At 65.4% G+C, this 17,459-nt stretch carries 16 protein-coding genes; 6 read left to right on the top strand and 10 right to left on the bottom strand.

The window, feature by feature from the left end; all coding sequences use genetic code 11:
* The first annotated feature begins 668 nt into the window (after positions 1 to 668).
* Positions 669 to 1,226, top strand: a complete 558-nt coding sequence (locus tag WN73_RS39135) for a helix-turn-helix domain-containing protein (protein WP_271557573.1) — start codon at positions 669 to 671, stop codon at positions 1,224 to 1,226.
* Between the two features lie 92 nt (positions 1,227 to 1,318).
* Here WN73_RS39135 and WN73_RS39130 read toward each other — a convergent pair whose 3' ends face one another.
* The 4 genes from WN73_RS39130 to WN73_RS39115 form a co-directional block, all read right to left on the bottom strand.
* Positions 1,319 to 1,984, bottom strand: coding sequence for a methionine ABC transporter permease (locus WN73_RS39130; RefSeq protein ID WP_011087273.1), 666 nt, complete (start codon positions 1,982 to 1,984; stop codon positions 1,319 to 1,321).
* Complete coding sequence (locus WN73_RS39125; RefSeq protein WP_211433385.1) at positions 1,974 to 3,110, bottom strand: methionine ABC transporter ATP-binding protein; 1,137 nt, start codon at positions 3,108 to 3,110, stop codon at positions 1,974 to 1,976. Before WN73_RS39125 ends, WN73_RS39130 begins: the two co-directional genes overlap by 11 nt.
* 256 nt (positions 3,111 to 3,366) lie before the next feature.
* Positions 3,367 to 4,839 carry a DASS family sodium-coupled anion symporter gene (locus tag WN73_RS39120; protein WP_271557570.1) on the bottom strand — a complete coding sequence of 491 codons (1,473 nt, stop codon included), beginning with the start codon at positions 4,837 to 4,839 and terminating at the stop codon, positions 3,367 to 3,369.
* Between the two features lie 144 nt (positions 4,840 to 4,983).
* Positions 4,984 to 5,742, bottom strand: coding sequence for a hypothetical protein (locus WN73_RS39115; RefSeq protein ID WP_271557568.1), 759 nt, complete (start codon positions 5,740 to 5,742; stop codon positions 4,984 to 4,986).
* Positions 5,743 to 5,804: 62 nt separating this feature from the next.
* Here WN73_RS39115 and nthA point away from each other — a divergent pair, with 62 nt between their 5' ends.
* Genes nthA through WN73_RS39100 form a run of 3 tightly spaced genes read left to right on the top strand, consistent with a single transcriptional unit; the run spans position 5,805 to position 7,464 of the window.
* Positions 5,805 to 6,431 (top strand): nitrile hydratase subunit alpha, encoded by a 627-nt coding sequence (gene nthA, locus WN73_RS39110; RefSeq protein WP_271557566.1) that lies wholly within the window; start codon positions 5,805 to 5,807, stop codon positions 6,429 to 6,431.
* A complete protein-coding gene (nthB, locus tag WN73_RS39105) occupies positions 6,428 to 7,087 on the top strand; it encodes a nitrile hydratase subunit beta (protein WP_271557564.1) in 660 nt (219 codons plus the stop codon). The genes nthA and nthB overlap by 4 nt, the downstream gene beginning before the upstream one ends.
* Entirely contained in the window at positions 7,087 to 7,464 is a 378-nt protein-coding gene (locus WN73_RS39100) for a nitrile hydratase accessory protein (RefSeq protein ID WP_161534959.1), read from the top strand. The genes nthB and WN73_RS39100 overlap by 1 nt, the downstream gene beginning before the upstream one ends.
* 115 nt (positions 7,465 to 7,579) lie before the next feature.
* Here WN73_RS39100 and queC read toward each other — a convergent pair whose 3' ends face one another.
* The gene (gene queC / locus WN73_RS39095) at positions 7,580 to 8,293 is read right to left on the bottom strand and encodes a 7-cyano-7-deazaguanine synthase QueC (RefSeq protein WP_271557561.1); all 714 of its coding nucleotides are present in this window, start codon (positions 8,291 to 8,293) and stop codon (positions 7,580 to 7,582) included.
* A gap of 128 nt (positions 8,294 to 8,421) precedes the next feature.
* On the opposite strand from queC, the gene mazG reads away from it, so the two are divergent.
* On the top strand, positions 8,422 to 9,240 hold the full coding sequence (gene mazG, locus WN73_RS39090) for a nucleoside triphosphate pyrophosphohydrolase (RefSeq protein WP_271557559.1): 819 nt from the start codon (positions 8,422 to 8,424) through the stop codon (positions 9,238 to 9,240).
* Between the two features lie 15 nt (positions 9,241 to 9,255).
* Positions 9,256 to 9,714: a GNAT family N-acetyltransferase gene (locus WN73_RS39085; RefSeq protein ID WP_011087264.1), complete on the top strand. Its 459-nt coding sequence runs from the start codon at positions 9,256 to 9,258 to the stop codon at positions 9,712 to 9,714.
* Between the two features lie 57 nt (positions 9,715 to 9,771).
* Here WN73_RS39085 and hflX read toward each other — a convergent pair whose 3' ends face one another.
* From hflX to ntrC, 5 genes are all read right to left on the bottom strand, one after another.
* Complete coding sequence (hflX, locus tag WN73_RS39080) at positions 9,772 to 11,154, bottom strand: GTPase HflX (protein ID WP_271557556.1); 1,383 nt, start codon at positions 11,152 to 11,154, stop codon at positions 9,772 to 9,774.
* 11 nt (positions 11,155 to 11,165) lie between these two features.
* Positions 11,166 to 11,414: an RNA chaperone Hfq gene (gene hfq, locus WN73_RS39075; protein ID WP_007591126.1), complete on the bottom strand. Its 249-nt coding sequence runs from the start codon at positions 11,412 to 11,414 to the stop codon at positions 11,166 to 11,168.
* Between the two features lie 289 nt (positions 11,415 to 11,703).
* Positions 11,704 to 13,074, bottom strand: a complete 1,371-nt coding sequence (ntrX, locus tag WN73_RS39070; protein ID WP_011087262.1) for a nitrogen assimilation response regulator NtrX — start codon at positions 13,072 to 13,074, stop codon at positions 11,704 to 11,706.
* A gap of 17 nt (positions 13,075 to 13,091) precedes the next feature.
* Positions 13,092 to 15,518 carry a sensor histidine kinase NtrY-like gene (locus tag WN73_RS39065; RefSeq protein WP_271557554.1) on the bottom strand — a complete coding sequence of 809 codons (2,427 nt, stop codon included), beginning with the start codon at positions 15,516 to 15,518 and terminating at the stop codon, positions 13,092 to 13,094.
* Between the two features lie 491 nt (positions 15,519 to 16,009).
* Entirely contained in the window at positions 16,010 to 17,452 is a 1,443-nt protein-coding gene (gene ntrC, locus WN73_RS39060; protein ID WP_028174062.1) for a nitrogen regulation protein NR(I), read from the bottom strand.
* Between the last annotated feature and the right edge of the window lie 7 nt (positions 17,453 to 17,459).

Here is a 17,459-nt window from a genome sequence, read left to right as displayed (position 1 = left end):
CGCCGTTCGAGGCCGACCGGGTTGGCGCGGCTTGCTGCGCGGGAGCGTGACGATTGGTGCGGGAGCTGCGCGTCGTTGCCGACCGTCGCGACGAAGCAACCGCCGCGGGACGGGCACGCTGAGCCGGCGCTTCAACGGAGACAGCGGGAATTTGCGTCTGCGCCTGCACCGAACCGAAGGGGGCGACGAGAGAAAATGTGCTGACGGCGCCGAAGAAAAACACCTGAAGCTGTCGAAGACGCGTTTGGGAACGCGAAGGAAGTTGGAAGTTGGTCACGTCTTGCGAGGCCCCACGCACTGCCGGCTTTGCCGGTATCGTTCTTGATGCCCCGCCCTAACGCAGGCGATTTCGGAGTGCGATAGGAACAGCGTTAGAATTTCTCCAGAGCTGTGCGCAGCAACTGCGGCGAATGCGCCCATGCGCGACCCAACGTGCATGTGCTCCGGATTTGGAATCCTTCTAGACGAACACGGTCGATCGACCGGACAGGACATTCGCCGACATCGAAGGCGAGCGCGGAGAACGAATCCTTTACCATGCCCGCCAGGCTCGATTGAGCCTGAGGAACCCAGGAGGTAGATTCAGCCGCGGGATACTTCATTCATTTTGCGGAACGCGCCGCAACGTTCTGCGCCAGCGCGTGCTGGGCACCCGGGGTTCGACGTCCATGAGCGAATTGCGCGCTGCGACCAGGCAACCGACCGCGAGGACCGGGATCATCGAGTTTGACGGCGCCAGAGGCATCGTCAGCATCCCCTGCACGATCTCGGACGTATCAGGCACGGGCGCAAGGCTGAAGCTCGACTGGTCGCTGTCGTTTCCGAAGGAGGCCACGCTGATCTTTGCCGACGGGCTGCGAAAACCCTGTCGTGTGGCATGGCAGAAGCGCAGACTGCTCGGCGTCGCATTCGCGGACGGTGTTGCGAGCCTGGACGAGCAGGCCCTCATGATGACCGAAGCAGAGCAGGCTCTGCACCGGCAGCATATTGGTGCGCAGGTGCGCGGCGCGCGCGAAGCACGGGGCTATACCGAGCTCCAGATTGCGAACTTCATTGGCGTCTCGCCCGATTACGTGTCACGTGCCGAGAACGGCGAGGTCAGCATCCCGCTCCACCAGCTCACCCACATTGCCGATCTGTTGCTGGTCGACCTCGACAGCCTGGTTGCCGGCCCGCCGTCGATCGGATTGCCCACCGCGAGCGAGGTCGAACTGGCGGCGGAGTGAATTCACGCTGACGAAGGCGACATCACTCGCTGGCTGCAGCCGCGAGCGTTGCCGGAAAGCGCATTGAGCTCTCCGGTGTGTAGAAGCTTGTGTCAGCGATGCCGCAGCCGGCGATTGACCCGGCCCGCCAGATAGTCGCCGGCGCTCTGGACGAGCTGGACCAGTGCGATCAGCACGACGACGACGGCCAGCATCATCTCCGGCATGAAGCGCTGGTAGCCGTAACGGATGCCGAGATCCCCCAGACCCCCGCCTCCGACGGCGCCGACCATGGCGGAGTAGCCGAGCAGGCTCACCACCGCGAGCGTCAGGGCCAGCAACAAGCCGGGCAATGCCTCGGGGATCAGCACCTTGAACACGATCTGCATCGGGGAAGCCCCGAACGAGGACGCGGTCTCGATCAGGCCGCCGTCGACCTCGCGGATCGCGGCTTCGACGAGGCGCGCGATGAACGGCGTCGAGGCGATGGTCAGCGGCACGATCGCCGCGGTCGAACCGATCGAGGTGCCGGCGACGAGCCGCGTGAACGGGATGATGGCGACGACCAGGATGATGAAGGGCGTCGAGCGCGTCGCATTGACGACGATGCCGAGCACGCGATTGACGACGGGGGCCGCGAACAGCTCCCCTTTCCGGCTGGTCGCCAGGAACACGCCGAGCGGCAGGCCGAAGGCGGTACCGAGCAGCGCTGCGATACCGACCATGTACAGGCTTTCGAAGGTGGCCTGGATGATCAAATTGATGAGTTCAGGCGACATAGCCGAGACGCTCCGCCGGGAATTGATATTGAGAGAGCCAGGCGAGCGTCCGCGTCACCGCGTCTTCGCCGCTGGAAATACCGAGAGGGATACCAAGGGTGAGCGAGCCCACATGCTGGCCGCCGATCTCGTCGATACGCGCCGCAAGCAGCGCAACGTCGAGGCCGAGCTCGCGCGCGAGCCGCGCCACCAGCGTGTCGCCGGCCCCCGCCCCGCGCACCTGGACGCGGATCACGGCCTGCCCGCCGGCAGACGGCTCCGACACGATCCGGCTCGCCAGCGACACCGGCAGGCTGTCGCCGACCACTTCGGCCAGGAAGGACTGCGTGATCGGATGTTTGGGACGGGTGAAGATGTCGGCGACGTGGCCGCTCTCGACGACATGGCCGGCATCGAGCACCACGACTTCCCTGGCGAGCTGGCGCACCACGGACATCTCGTGGGTGATCAGCACGATGGTCACGCCAAGCTCGCGGTTGATGTTGGCAAGCAGATCGAGGATCGCGCGCGTGGTCTGCGGATCGAGCGCGGACGTCGCCTCGTCCGACAGCAGCACGCTCGGCCGTGTCGCCAGCGCCCGCGCAATGCCGACGCGCTGCTTCTGGCCGCCGGACAGTTCCGAGGGATAACGGTCGTGCTTGTCGGCGATGCCGACCAGCGCCAGCAGCTCGGCGACGCGGGCCTTGATATCCGCCCTGGCCCAGCCGGCGATCTCGAGCGGCAACGCGATGTTGTCGGCCGCGGTGCGCGACGACAGCAGGTTGAAATGCTGGAAGATCATGCCGATCGAGCGCTGCGCCAGCCGCAACTCGCGGCCCGCCAGCGCCGAGATATCCTTGTTGTCGACGATCACGCGTCCCGTGGTCGGCTTCTCCAGCCCGTTGATCAGCCGGACCAGGCTCGACTTGCCGGCGCCGGAGCGGCCGATCACGCCGGTGATCGAGCCGCGCGGGATCGCGAAGTCGATGTCCTGCAGGGCGTTGACGCCGGGCTTGCCGCGATAGGCCGGATAGGTCTTCGAAATGCCTTCGAAACGGACCATCGCGTCCGGCGCGGTCGCGGCAGGTGAAATCGCATCGCGCGTTTCGATCCTCTGTCCGATCGCGAGCGATTGGTGGGCGTTCATGGCGGCGGCCTTCTTGTACAATAGTTCGCTTGCCGCGTGTCCCAGGGGGCGCACGGGAACCAGGTCGCATCGCGCGACGGGGAATGAAACTGCGACCGGGCGCCCGGGTCGAGCGCGCTGCACCGCAGCATGCACCATCGCCCGAACGGGTCTTTCTTGCAATGTCAGATATTTGCTGGGAGTTGGACGAAGTTTTCCCAATCCCGCCCCGGCGAAGAAAATTCATCTGCCGGGGGCATCAGTCGCGCCGCCCGGCTCAGTGGACCTGCAACCAGGGCAGCACGATCAGCAGAAGGCCTGCGAAATAGAGCAGCCCGAAGACCAGGCCAAAACCCCAGAACTGGCCCTTCCCGATATAGCCGCTGCCGAAATACATCGGCGCCGGCCCCGTGGCGTAAGGCGAGATCACGCCCATCAGGCCGAGCGAATACATGCAGAGCATGGCGAGCGTCGTGACCGGCAGGCCGGGAATGCCCGAGCCGACCGCGAGCACGACAGGCAGCACGGCGGCGGCATGCGAGGTGATGCTGGAGAAGAAATAGTGGATCCAGAAGAACAGCGCGACCAGCAGGATCATCGCGGTCGACGGCGACAGCCCGGCGAGCGGCTTTGCGTACTCGGTCGCGAACCATTTGATGAAGCCGATCTCGTTGAGGCCCGAGGCCAGCGTCAGCAGCGAGGTGAAATAGAAGAACACCTCCCAGGCGCTCTTCTCGCTGACGATGTCGGCAAACTCGATCACGCCCGTGACCAGCATCAACGAGATCACGATGAAGACGACGGTGGTGGCGTTGACGAAGTTCGAGCCGAGCAGCGGCACGTTGATGTCCGGGCTGGAGCCCGCGATCCACAGGAACATCGCGAGCACGATAAGCGCCAGCATGATCCATTCGTTGCGCGACATCGGGCCCATCTCGCTGAGCTCCTTTGCCGCCCATTCGGCGATTTCCGGGCTGCGCTTCACTTCGGGCCGGCACACCAGATAGCTGAGCAGCGGGACGAGGATCATCAGGAGGATGCCGAGCGGCGCAAAGCCGATGAACCACTGGCCCCAGCTCACCTCGACCCCGACGGTCTTCTTGGCGATGGCGAGCGCCGCCGCATTGGGCGCGAGCGCGGTGAAGAACAGCGAGCTGGTGACCGCGGTCGCCGCGAACGCGGTCCACATCACATAGGTACCGATCCTGCCGGCGGTCGATCCCGGCTCGGAGCCATAGATGCGCGGGATGTTGCTGATGATGGGATAGACGATGCCGCCGCTGCGCGCGGTGTTGGAGGGCGTTGCCGGCGCGAGCAGGAAGTCCGACATCGCGACCGCATAGCCGAGGCCGAGCGTGTTGCGGCCGAGCTTTTGCACCAGCACCAGCGCGATGCGCCGGCCGAGCTGGCTCTTGCGATAGCCGATCGAGAACACGAAGGCGCCGACGATCAGCCACACCGTGCTCTCGGCAAAGCCCGCCAGCATCCAGCGCAGCGACTTGGTCGGATCGGGATCGATATAGCCGCCGACGCCGGCGACCGTCAGCCCGATCAGGCCGACCGCGCCGACCGGCATCGATTCCAGGATGAGCCCGGTGATGACGGCCGCGAACACCGCAAAGTAGTGCCATTGATTGACGTTGAGCCCTGATGGCACCGGCCACAGATAGATCGCCAGCCACACCACGAGCGGTGCGATCAGTTTCCAGCGAAACCCTTTCGCCTCAGGTGCCTGTGAGCTCGCGGCCATGGGCCCTCCCCCTCGATTGTCGTTGCGTCGTGCCGCCCGTTGGCCGGGCCGCTTTTGTCCCTGCGCGGCGTATAAGGACTGTCCGCGGCGCGATCAATGGCTTGACGCGGGTTCTGCCGCCCGGCGCCTGATTTTCCCTCGCGGTCACAAATGCCCGGTGCGCCGGTGCTCCGGCTCGCTGCCGCGGACCGGAAACCGGATGGTGGTCCCGATGGTGATCCAGTTGGCGTTCTCGCCGGTGATGTTGCGGCCGTAGATCACGTCGACGGAGAATATCTCGTTCGGCCGGTAGCGGACGCCGGTCTGAAAGCGCGGCTGCACGGCGCTCGCGATTTCGGACGCGCCGGCCTGGCCAAAGGCCTCGATCGTCCACTGCAACGTGTCGGTGAACTTCCAGTCGAAGCCGATGCCGTAGGTCAGATAGTGGCGATCGACCGTGCGATCCCAGAGCCAGCCGCCGTTGACGTTGACGCGCATGGTCTCGGACAGGCGAAAGGTCGCGGGGATGACGGCAAAGGCGGACAGCGCCTCGCCGGTCGCCGCATCGAATGATCCGCCGCCATAAGCCGACAATCCCCACCGGCCGATGCCGGTCGGGACGAAATTCGTCTTGGCTTTCGGAGCGACCGTCGTGCTCCAGTCGCCGTCGTTGCGGGCCCGGATGGTCTGCATGCTCAGCTCGATCGGCCTGAAAGGATCGACGACGCAGGAGGGATTGGCGACTGCCTCGACATCGGTGTTTGAAGCCGTCGACAGCCAGCTTTCGACCTTGCAGGAGCCGACCTCGGAGATGTCGGCGGCATCCACCGCATAGGCGCCATTCGCGGCGCGCGCATCCTGCGCTGCGAATACGACAAGAGCCGCGATTGCGGCGGTTATTCCGGTTCGTGCAGCCCATCCCATGGCCCGATGTTAGCAGAGTCTTCGCCTCGACAAGGCCCGGATTCTGGGACTATCTTCCGTCCATGAGCGACCATCATCATCACCACGATCACGACCATTCCGAACTGTCCGAGACCGAGCTGCGCGTGCGCGCGCTCGAGACGATCCTGACTGAAAAAGGCTATGTCGAGCCGGCCGCGCTCGATGCCATCATCCAGGCCTACGAGACCAGGATCGGCCCGCACAACGGTGCCCGCGTCGTCGCCAAGGCCTGGACCGATCCGGCCTTCAAGCAGGCGCTGCTCGAGGATGGCTCGAAGGCGATCGGCACGCTCGGCCATGTCAGCCGCGTCGGCGACCATCTCGTCGTGGTCGAGAACACGCCGCAGCGGCACAATATGGTCGTGTGCACGCTGTGCTCCTGCTACCCCTGGGAAATGCTGGGGCTGCCGCCGGTCTGGTACAAGGCCGCGCCCTACCGTTCGCGCGCGGTGAAGGACCCGCGCGGCGTGCTCGCCGATTTCGGCGTCGCGCTGCCCAGGGATATCGAAGTTCGCGTCTGGGATTCCACCGCCGAGACGCGCTTCCTGGTGCTGCCGATGCGCCCCGGGGGTACGGAGGGCTGGAGCGAGGAGCAGCTCGCCGAGCTTGTCACGCGCGATTCCATGATCGGCACCGGATTCCCCAAGACCCCGGGAGCGCCGTCATGAACGGCGTGCACGACATGGGCGGCATGGACGGGTTCGGCAAGGTCGAGCCCGAGCCGAACGAACCGATGTTTCACGAGGAATGGGAATCCCGCGTTCTCGCGATGGTGCGCGCGATGGGCGCGGCCGGCGCCTTCAACATCGACACCTCGCGCTTCTATCGCGAGACGCTGCCACCGCACGTGTACCTGTCAAGCTCCTATTACAAGAAATGGTTTCTCGGTCTCGAGGAGATGCTGATCGAGAAGGGCTACCTCACCCGCGAGGAGGTCGCCGCCGGCCACGCGATCCAGCCTGCGAAGGCGCTCAAGCATGGCAAGTTCGACCTCGCCAATGTCGAGCGCGTCATGGTGCGCGGCAAGTTCGCCCGCCCTGCCCCGGCGCCAGCGAAATTCAACATCGGCGATCGCGTGCGGGCGAAAAATATCCATCCGGCGACGCACACGCGGCTGCCGCGCTATGTCCGCGGCCATATCGGCGTGGTCGAGCTCAACCATGGCTGCCACGTCTTTCCGGATTCGGCGGCGATGGAGCTCGGCGAAAATCCGCAATGGCTCTACACGGTCGTGTTCGAGGGCAGCGATCTCTGGGGCGCGGATGGCGATCCGACCTCGAAGGTCTCGATCGACGCGTTCGAGCCGTATCTGGACCTGGCGTGATGAGCAGCACGCTTGCTGCCGCCGCGACCGCGGCCATTCCGAGCATTCCGCGCGATGACGACGGCCCGGTGTTCCGCGCGCCCTGGGAGGCCCATGCGTTCGCGATGGCCTTGAGCCTGCACGAGCGCGGCGTGTTCACCTGGCCGGAATGGGCCGCAGCCTTGGCCTCCGAGATCAAGCGCGCGCAGGCCGCCGGCGACCCCGATACGGGCGAAACCTACTACCTGCACTGGCTCGCCACGCTGGAGGGGCTCGTCGCACGCAAGGGTGTCGCATCCACGGAGACGCTGCACCGCTACCGCGACGCCTGGGACCACGCCGCCGACAGGACGCCGCACGGCAAGCCGATTGAGCTGAAGCCGGAGGATTTTAGGTAGGTCGAACCACACCCGTCATTGCGAGCGCAGCGAAGCAATCCAGAATCTTTCCGCGGAGGGATTCTGGATTGCTTCGTCGCAAGAGCTCCTCGCTATGACGGTGGAGTTTGAGACGCTACCTGTGCGCCACGTACTCGTTCCACCCCTTCGCCCGCAGGCTGCACGCCGGGCACTCGCCGCAGCCGTATCCCCACTCATGCTGCGCGCCGCGTTCGCCGAGATAGCAGGTGTGCGACTGTTCGCGGATGAGATCGACGAGGCCCTCGCCGCCGAGGTCATGCGCGAGCTTCCACGTCGCGGCCTTGTCGATCCACATCAGCGGCGTATGCAGCTCGAATTTACGGGCCATGCCGAGCGCGAGCGCGGCCTGCATGGCGCGGACGGTCTCGTCGCGGCAATCGGGGTAGCCGGAATAATCGGTCTCGCACATGCCGCCGACGATGTGGGTGATGCCGCGCCGGTAGGCCAGCGCCGCGGCAAAGGTGAGGAACACCAGATTGCGGCCGGGCACGAAGGTGTTGGGCAGGCCGTCCGTGCCCATCGCGATCGCGACGTCGCGCGTCAGCGCCGTGTCCGAGATCGCGGCTAAGGTCGGGATCGACAGCGTGTGGCTCTCGCCGAGCTTGTCCGCCCAATCCGCGCGCAGGCCCTTGAGGCCATCGAACAGACGATCACGGCAAGCGAGCTCAACAGCATGGCGCTGGCCGTAGTCGAACCCCAGCGTCTCGACGCGCGCGAAGCGGCTGAGCGCCCAGGCAAGGCAGGTGGTGGAGTCCTGCCCGCCGGAGAACAGCACCAGGGCGGTTTCGGATGAAAATGCGTCACTCATGGCCCCGCGCTTTAGCACTGCGGAACGGGCCCGCCAATCGGTGGAAATCGGCCCGTTCCGTCGCGCCGCGCTGGGATCGGCGGGCCGCTTTTGGCATAAGGCTGGAGACCCAGGAGCAATGGCCCGCAATGACCCCTTCCCGCGACATTTCCCGCCTGATCGAGATCATGGCCGCGCTGCGCACGCCGGTGACCGGCTGTCCCTGGGACCTCGAGCAGAATTTTGCGACCATCGCGCCCTACACGATCGAGGAAGCCTATGAGGTGGTGGACGCCATCACCCGCGGCGATCTCGACGATTTGCGCGAAGAGCTCGGCGACCTCCTGCTCCAGGTCGTGTTCCACGCCCAGATGGCTTCGGAGCAGAACGCGTTCGCCTTTGGAGACGTGGTCGAGGCCATCACCCGCAAGATGATCCGGCGGCATCCCCATGTCTTCGCCGACAAGGACGGCAATCTCGCCTCCTCCCACGTCAAGGAAGTCTGGGACCGCATCAAGGCCGAGGAGAAAGCCGAGCGCGCTGCGCGCCGGCCGCCGGAGGAAGCTCCGTCGCACAAATCCCTGCTCTCGGGCGTGAAGGCCGGCCAGCCTGCGCTGACCCGCGCCATGGAGCTGCAGCGCAAGGCCTCCACCGTCGGCTTCGACTGGAACGACCCGCGCGCGGTTCTGCAAAAGATCCGCGAAGAAGCCGACGAGATCGAGGCCGCGCTGGATCGCAATGACAAGCAGGAGATCGCCGAAGAGACCGGCGATTTGATGTTCGCCCTCGTCAACCTCGCCCGCCATGTCGATGCCGATCCGGAAGCCGCGCTGCGCGCGACCAACGCAAAGTTCGAGCGCCGCTTTGCCTATATCGAGCGCTCTCTGGAAGCGCAGGGCCGGACGCTGGAGCAGGCGTCGCTGGCGGAAATGGACGCGCTGTGGAATGCGGCGAAGACGGCAATCTGATGCGGGGGGCGCGACGTGGAAATCAGGCAGGACGATCCGACGGCCCCCTATGTCGCCTATTTGTTGGCGCATCATCTGGAAGAGCTCCGCAGCGTCATGGGCGAGCATGCGCAGGCGCTGGACGCGAGCGGTCTTTCGGCTGCGAGCGTCACGTTCTGGACGGCCTGGCAGGGTGATGTGCTGGCTGGATTCGGGGCTTTGAAGCAATTGGATGAGACGCACGGCGAAGTGAAGTCGATGCGCGCTGCGCCCACTGCGCGGCGTAGCGGGGTCGGACGCGCTCTGCTGCACCACATCATTGCCGAGGGCCGCAAGCGAGGATATCAGCAACTCAGTTTGGAGACGGGCACAGCGCCGCTGCACGCTCCCGCCATCTCGCTGTACCGGAGCGCCGGTTTCGTATCCTGCGAGCCGTTCGCTGACTATCAGGCGAGCCCGCACAACCAGTTCATGCGCCTCGACCTGTCCAAGTGATCTTCTCGGTTCGTAGCCCGGTCGGAGCGAAGCGCAATCCGGGACGCGAAGCGTGGCTTACGCCGACAGACGCGGCACGGCGTCGAACCGGTTCACCACGATATCGCGCTTGGTCTCGTCCACCCGCACGGTCATGTCGAAGCGGCCGTCGTGCAGCTCCTTGGTCAGCACCTCGGAATTGCGGTGCAGCCAGCTGATTCCGGCACCGTCGCCGGCGTCGATCGAGAGATCGAGCGTGGTGCGTTTGGCCGCAAGCCGCTCCTCGATCGCGGCGAGCAGCGCGTCGACCCCCTCGCCTGACACGGCCGAGACCAGCATCGCCGGATGATCCTCCGGCCTGCGCGCGGCGATGTTCAAGAGCTCTTCGCGCTGCTCGGCGTCGTAACGGTCGATCTTGTTCCAGACCTCGATGATGCGGCCGGAATCGTCGGGATTGATGCCGAGCTGGCGCAGCACCGCGTCGACGTCGCTCTGCTGCGCCTCGGCGTCCTCATGCGAGATATCGCGGACATGCAGGATGACGTCGGCTTCCAGCACCTCCTCCAGCGTGGCGCGGAAGGCGGCGACGAGCTGCGTCGGCAGATTGGAGATGAAGCCGACGGTGTCGGACAGCATCGCCTTGCCGCCATGCGGCAGGGTGAGCGCGCGCAGGGTCGGATCGAGGGTTGCAAACAGCATGTCGGCGGCCTGCACGTCGGCGCGCGTCAGGCGGTTGAACAGCGTCGACTTGCCGGCATTGGTGTAGCCGACCAATGCGACGACGCGATACGGCACGCGCTGGCGCCCGGCGCGATGCAGCCGCCGCGTCGCCTGCACCTTCTTCAGTTCGCCCTCGAGCTTGGAGATGCGCTCCTGGATCAGGCGGCGGTCGGCCTCGATCTGCGTCTCGCCGGGACCGCCCATGAAGCCGAAACCGCCGCGCTGGCGTTCCAGATGGGTCCAGGATCGCACAAGGCGCGAGCGCTGGTAGTTGAGATGCGCGAGCTCGACCTGGAGCGAGCCTTCCTTGGTCTTGGCGCGGCGGCCGAAGATTTCCAGGATCAGGCCGGTGCGGTCGAGCACCTTGGCGTGCAGCTCCTTCTCGAGGTTGCGCTGCTGGATCGGCGCCAGCGCGCAATCCATCACCACGAGCTCGACGTCGAGGCTCTTGGCCAGCGCGGCGATCTCCTCGACCTTGCCCTTGCCGATATAGGTGGCGGGACGGATCTGGCTGATCGGCGCGATGATGGCGTCGGCGATGACGAGATCGATCGCGCGCGCGAGGCCCGCGGCTTCATCGAGCCGGGCCTCGGCGTCACGCACGACATGGCTTTCCGATTGCGCGTCGGTACCGCCCGCGCGCACACGCAAGTAGGGGCCGATGACAAGCACCCGCCCCGTTTGCTTAGCCCCTGCCGGCCGCGAACGGTCGGCATCCCCGTCGAAATTCCGGGGTTCCAATCAGGTCACTCTCAAGCCGGCTGATCCTCGCCGCCTTCGAACAGCTGGATCGGAGCGCCCGGCATGATGGTCGAGATCGCATGCTTGTAGACGAGCTGCGAGTGACCGTCGCGCCGAAGCAGCAAACAGAAATTGTCGAACCAGGTCACGATGCCCTGGAGCTTCACTCCGTTGACCAGAAAGATCGTCAGTGGCGTCTTGGTTTTGCGAACGTGATTAAGGAAGGTGTCCTGTAGGTTTTGTGCGCGGTCTGCCGCCATTGTTTTTTTCTCGCTTTGAGTTTCTTTTTATTGCACCGGTTGCGGCCCTCTTTGTGAAATTCGGGACCTCTTCCGGTTGCCGCTCCTCATGAGATCCCCCTCGGAGGAACAGCGGTTCGATTAGAGGACAGGTCGGGATATTAGGCAAGCCGCTTCACGCGGCAGCCCATGCCCTATTGCCCCGAAAAACTACGGAAATCGATGATTTTCCTCGCTTATCCCTGACGAGCCGCCACGACGTCGCGGCGATTTCTGTATGCGGACCGGTATCCAATTCGCTCGCAGCGTTCTAACCGACGCCGAGTGCCTTCAGCTTTCGATGCAGTGCCGACCGTTCCATGCCAACGAACTCAGCCGTGCGAGAAATATTTCCTGAAAAACGGCTGATCTGTGCAATCAAATAGTCGCGCTCGAACACTTCGCGCGCTTCGCGCAACGGCAGGCCCATGATGTGCTCGCCATTGTTGCTGGTCGGCATCGCCGGCACCATCGAGCCGACGTCCTGCGGCAGCATGTCGGCGGTGATGATGACCTCCGGTCCGCCCGCGGCCAGAATCATGACTCTTTCAACGTTGTTGCGGAGCTGGCGCACATTGCCGGGCCAGACATGCGATTGCAGCACTGCCATCGCGTCCTGTCCGATCTGCCGCTTGGGCAGGCCGCTGCCGGCCGAGATCTGCTCCATGAAGTAGTCGATCAGCTCCGGAATATCCTCGCGCCGCTCCGAGAGTGCGGGCACGCGGATCGGCACGACCGAGAGGCGATGATAGAGGTCCTCGCGGAAATGGCCGGCCGCGATCTCCTCCTCCAGGTTGCGCGCCGTCGAGGAGATGATGCGCACGTCGACCTGCACTTTGCCGGTGCCGCCGACGCGCTGGAACGACTGCTCGACCAGCACGCGCAAGATCTTGTTCTGGGTCTCGCGCGGCATGTCCGCGATCTCGTCGATGAACAGCGTGCCGCCATGCGCCTCTTCGAGCGCGCCCGGCTTGCGCGGCTGCTCGCCATTGGACTGCTCGACGCCGAACAGCTCGTGCTCCATGCGCTCGGGCGTGATCGCGGCGGCGTTGATGACGACGAAGGGACCGTCGGCGCGGCCCGAGGCCGTGTGCAGCGTGCGCGCAGTCAGCTCCTTGCCGGCGCCGGCGGGGCCGACGATCAGGATGCGGCTGTTGGCCTTGGCCGCGCGCTCGATGGTCTGGCGCAGCTGGTTCATGCTGGGCGAGCGGCCGACCAGCGAGCTTGCACTCGGTGCGAGCTGCTTCAGCTCCTTGACCTCGCGCTTGAGCCGCGAGTTCTCCAGCGCGCGGTTGGCGACCAGGATCAGCCGGTCCGCCTTGAACGGCTTCTCGATGAAGTCGTAGGCGCCGCGCTTGATCGCGGCGACCGCGGTCTCGATGTTGCCGTGGCCGGAGATCATCACGACCGGCAGGTCGGCATTGTCCTTCTTGACCTGCTCCAGGAGCTGCAAGCCGTCGAGCTTGGAGCCCTGGAGCCAGATGTCGAGGAACACCAGATGCGGCCTGCGGTTGGCGATTTCGGCCAGGGCCGAGTCGCTGTCGCGTGCAGTCCGGGTGACGAACCCCTCGTCCTCGAGAATGCCCGCAACGAGATCCCGAATATCGGCCTCATCATCGACAATCAGAATTTCACTTGCCATGGGTCGCGCCTGTCTTGTCAGCTGCCTGTTGAGGCTTCGATCTTCGTTGAATCATTGGTCTTTTCAGCCGGCTCTTTGGTTTCGGCTGCCGGCCCTTTTGTTTCCGTGCCCTTGACGGATTCCTTGGCGATTTCCGCTTCCTTCGCCGCATCCTTGACCGTTTCCGCGGTCGCTTCCTCGCGCGTATTCTTGACGGCCGGCGCCCGCTCGGTCCCTTCGGTCTTCGCCGGCGTGCCGGAGATCGCAAAGCGCATCCGCATCCAGGCGCCGCGCTGGCCTGCGCGGAAGTCGGAGGCGTCCTTCAACTCGATGCGCCCGCCATGGTCTTCCAGCACGCGGCCGACGATCGCAAGGCCAAGGCCGGTGCCCTTGGCCCGCGTCGTCACATACGGCTCGAGCAGTCGCGAGCGCGCCACCTTGGGCAGGCCGATGCCATTGTCGATGACGTCGATCAGCACGTCCTCGCCCTCGCGCGACACCACGACGTCGATGCGGCCCTTGCCGAGCTCTTCCGGCGGGACCTGCTCGATTGCCTCGGTGGCGTTCTTGACGATGTTGGTGACCGCCTGCGAAATCAGCCGCCGGTCGAACTGGGCGCGCAGCGGATCTTCCTTGAACTCGGCCTCGATATCGAGCTCGGGGTGGGCGACCTTCATCAGGAACACCGCCTGCCGCACGGTGTCGACGACGTCCTCGCCCTCCATCACCGGTTTCGGCATCCGCGCGAAGCGCGAGAATTCGTCGACCATGCGCCTGATGTCGTCGACCTGGCGCACGATGGTGTCGGTGCACTGCTCGAAGATCTGCTTGTCCTTGGTCTCGGTGATGTCCTTGCCGAACTTGCGGCGGATGCGCTCGGCCGAGAGCTGGATCGGCGTCAGCGGGTTCTTGATCTCATGGGCGATGCGGCGCGCCACATCGCCCCAGGCCGAGGTGCGCTGTGCCGACACCAGCTCGGTGATGTCGTCGAGCGTGATGATGTAGCTGTCGTGCGGCTGGTTCTTCTCGGCGCTGACGCGGACCGAGAGGTTGCGCTCCTGTCCGTCGCGGGTGATCGTGATCTGGCCCTGCACCAGGCGCTGGGTGCCTTCCCGCGCCGTCTTCATCATCTCGTCGAGCTCCGGCAGGACGTCGGAGAGCGCATGGCCGAGCGTCTCCGCTTCGGAGTGCCCGATCAGCTTCTCGGCGGAGCGGTTGAGGATGCCGACGCTGCCCGAAGTATCGACGCCGATGATGCCGGCGCTCGCCGAGGACAGCACCGCTTCGATGAAGCGGCGACGGCTGTCGATGAGGTCGCTGGCGTTGACCAGTTCGTCGCGCTGGCTGCGCAATTCCTGCGTCATCTTGTTGAAGGTTTCGCCGAGCTGGGCGAGATCGCCCTCCGACTGGTGCACCGGCACCTTCACGTGAAGGTTGCCGGTCGAGACCGTGTGGGCCGCGTTCATCAGCCGCCGGATCGGCGAGACCAGCGAGTTAGCGAAGTTCAGCCCGATCAGCACCGAAGCCATCAGGATGGTCAGCGCGATCACCGCGAACATCAGCGCGAAGGCGACCTGGATGCCGAGCCGCCGCGACTCGATCTGGGCATATTCGGCGACGCTGACCTCGGTCTGCTTGAGCTGGTTGACCACGTTCGGATCGAGCGGCCGCGCGACATAGAGGAAGGTGTCGCTGAAGGCGCGCAGGCGGATCACCGCGGCGACGAAGCTCGCATCCGGCAGCACCGCGATCTCGGGCTCGGACTCGTTGACGTTGCTGAGGAAGTCCGGCGCCGGCGGCGAATAGGCCAGCCGCATGCCGGTGTCGGCGGATTCCAGGATGTTGGTGTTCTTGTCGATGATCATCGCGCCCGGCAGATTGCGGGAGCTGGCACTGGCCGTCAGCAGCTCGCGAAACGACCGCCGATCCTGGTCGTAGAGCGGCCGGGCGTGCGCGATATCGTTGGCCATGCCGAGAATGTCGCCGCGGATCAGCTGCGCATGGTCCTGCATATAGGCCCGCGCGATGTTCAGCGAATTCTGGATGACCTCCTTGGTCGGCCCGGAGAACAACCGGTCGAGGCCGCGCTCGAGGGTGACGTTGGCGACGACGGAAACCAGCACGGCCGGCAGCACCGCCACGATCGAAAAGAGGCTGACGATCTGGACATGGAGACGTGCCGCCGCCCTGCCCCGCCGGCGCGCCAGGATGAGCTGCCAGAGCTCGCGGACGATGATCCCGACCAGGAGCAGGATCGTGCCCGCATTCATCAGATAGAACGTGCGGACCACCTCCGGCGTCGGATCGATCCTAGTGAGGCCAGTCAGGACCAGGAAGGTCAGCAGGCCCGACAGCAGCGCCAGCGCCACGGCAAAGGGCGCCAGCCAGCGTCGCGGCGACCAGCGTCGGGGCTCTTCAGCTGGGGCCGTGTCAAAGGATGCGGCCGAGGTGTCTGCGCTGGTCATTCCGGCAATGGGTGCTGAAAACAGGGGTCCGCGGCGGCGGCGGATACTGATGTATTCGTACCACATTGTTGCCGAATTGCGACAATTCCGCGGCGCCCCTGCCGCGACGGACCGGCGCATCCACAGGGCACGCCGGGTCAGCGGGAACGGAATCCGTCCATTCCGGCTTGACTGGGATGGACAGGTTCTTTCTCGCGATAATGGTCGCGGCCGTTCTGCTGCTGATCGTGGCTTCCGACCTGCTGGTCAACGGCCCCGGCAGACAGGCACCGGCTGACGTGGCCATGCTGCCGGCGTCAGCCCGACTGGTCAGATAGGCGCGAGACCGCACCCCGCGGTCGAATGACTCATTTGAATGTTCCGGCGGAACAATTCAGTCCGATTCGGACTTCTGCTCACCGCGTCAGCCATCAAGGCCAGCGCGATCCGGACAGGCTCAGCTCCGCCTTGGTAGGGGGAGCTGAGCCACCGTCCGAGGCGGCGAGCTAGAACTAGCCCCCGCTCCGATAGACCTGGATGTCGAGGTCCCGGATCTTCTTGCGCAGGGTGTTGCGGTTGAGGCCGAGCAGGTCCGCGGCGCGGATCTGGTTGCCGCGGGTCGCCGCCAGCGCGGCCGTGAGCAGCGGCACCTCGATCTCCTTGAGGATGCGGTGATAGAGGCCCGGCGGCGGCACGCCGTTCGGAAAGCCCTGGAAGTGCGAGGACAGATACGCCTCCACCGCGCCGCCGAGATTGTCGACGCCCTGCTGGACCGCAGCACCCGGGCTGACCGAGGGCGGCGCAAGCTCGCCGTCGATGACGGAGGCCGTGATCACATCCTGCGGATAGAGCGCCGCGAGGCGCCGGGCGAGATTTTCGAGCTCGCGCACGTTGCCGGGCCAGCGGTGCTGCTTCAGCCGCTCCAGCGCCAGCGCATCCAGCTTCTTCGGCGGCAGGCCGTCCTTCTCGGCCAGCGCGAAGAAGTGGCGCACGAGATCCGGCAGATCCTCGATGCGCTCGCGCAAGGGAGGCAGCCGCAACGGCACGACGTTGAGTCGGAAGAACAGGTCCTCGCGGAACAGGCCCTGCTGGATCAGCACGCGCAGATCCTTGTTGGAGGCCGCAACGATCCGCACGTCGGTCTTGATCGGGGTGCGGCCGCCGACGGTGGTGTATTCGCCCTGCTGGAGCACGCGCAGCAGGCGGGTCTGCGCCTCCATCGGCATGTCGCCGATCTCGTCGAGGAACAGCGTGCCGCCCTCGGCCTGCTCGAACCGGCCCGAGGCGCGGGTGTTGGCGCCGGTGAAGGCGCCGCGCTCATGGCCGAACAGCTCGGACTCGATCAGGTCGCGCGGGATCGCCGCCATGTTGACGGCGACGAACGGGCCGTTGCGGCGCTTGCCGTAATCGTGCAGCGCGCGCGCCACCAGCTCCTTGCCGGTTCCGGACTCACCCGTGATCATCACGGTGAGGTCGGTCTGCATCAGGCGCGCCAGCACGCGGTAGATTTCCTGCATCGCCGGCGAACGGCCGACCAGCGGGATCGCCTCCATCTCGGCGTCCTCGTCCGGCGTCGAGGTTCGCTCCTTCGGCTCGGCGAGCGCACGGCCGACGATGGCGATCAGCTCCTTCAGGTCGAAGGGCTTCGGCAGATACTCGTACGCCCCGCGCTCGGAGGCGCGGATCGCCGTCATGAAGGTGTTCTGCGCGCTCATGACGATGACGGGCAAATTCGGCCGCATCTTCTTGATCCGCGGCAGCAGGTCGAAGGCGTTTTCGTCCGGCATCACCACGTCGGTGATGACGAGATCGCCCTCCCCCTGGCTGACCCAGCGCCATAGCGTTGCGGCATTGCCGGTGAGCCTGACCTCATAGCCGGCGCGGGACAGAGCCTGATTGAGAACCGTGCGGATGGCGGTGTCGTCATCTGCAACGAGAATGCTACCTGCGGGCATTGTTAAT

The sequence above is a fragment of the Bradyrhizobium sp. CCBAU 45394 genome (assembly GCF_028128655.1).
Taxonomy (GTDB): Bacteria; Pseudomonadota; Alphaproteobacteria; order Rhizobiales; family Xanthobacteraceae; genus Bradyrhizobium; species Bradyrhizobium diazoefficiens.
This window is presented reverse-complemented; position numbering and strand designations above follow the sequence as displayed.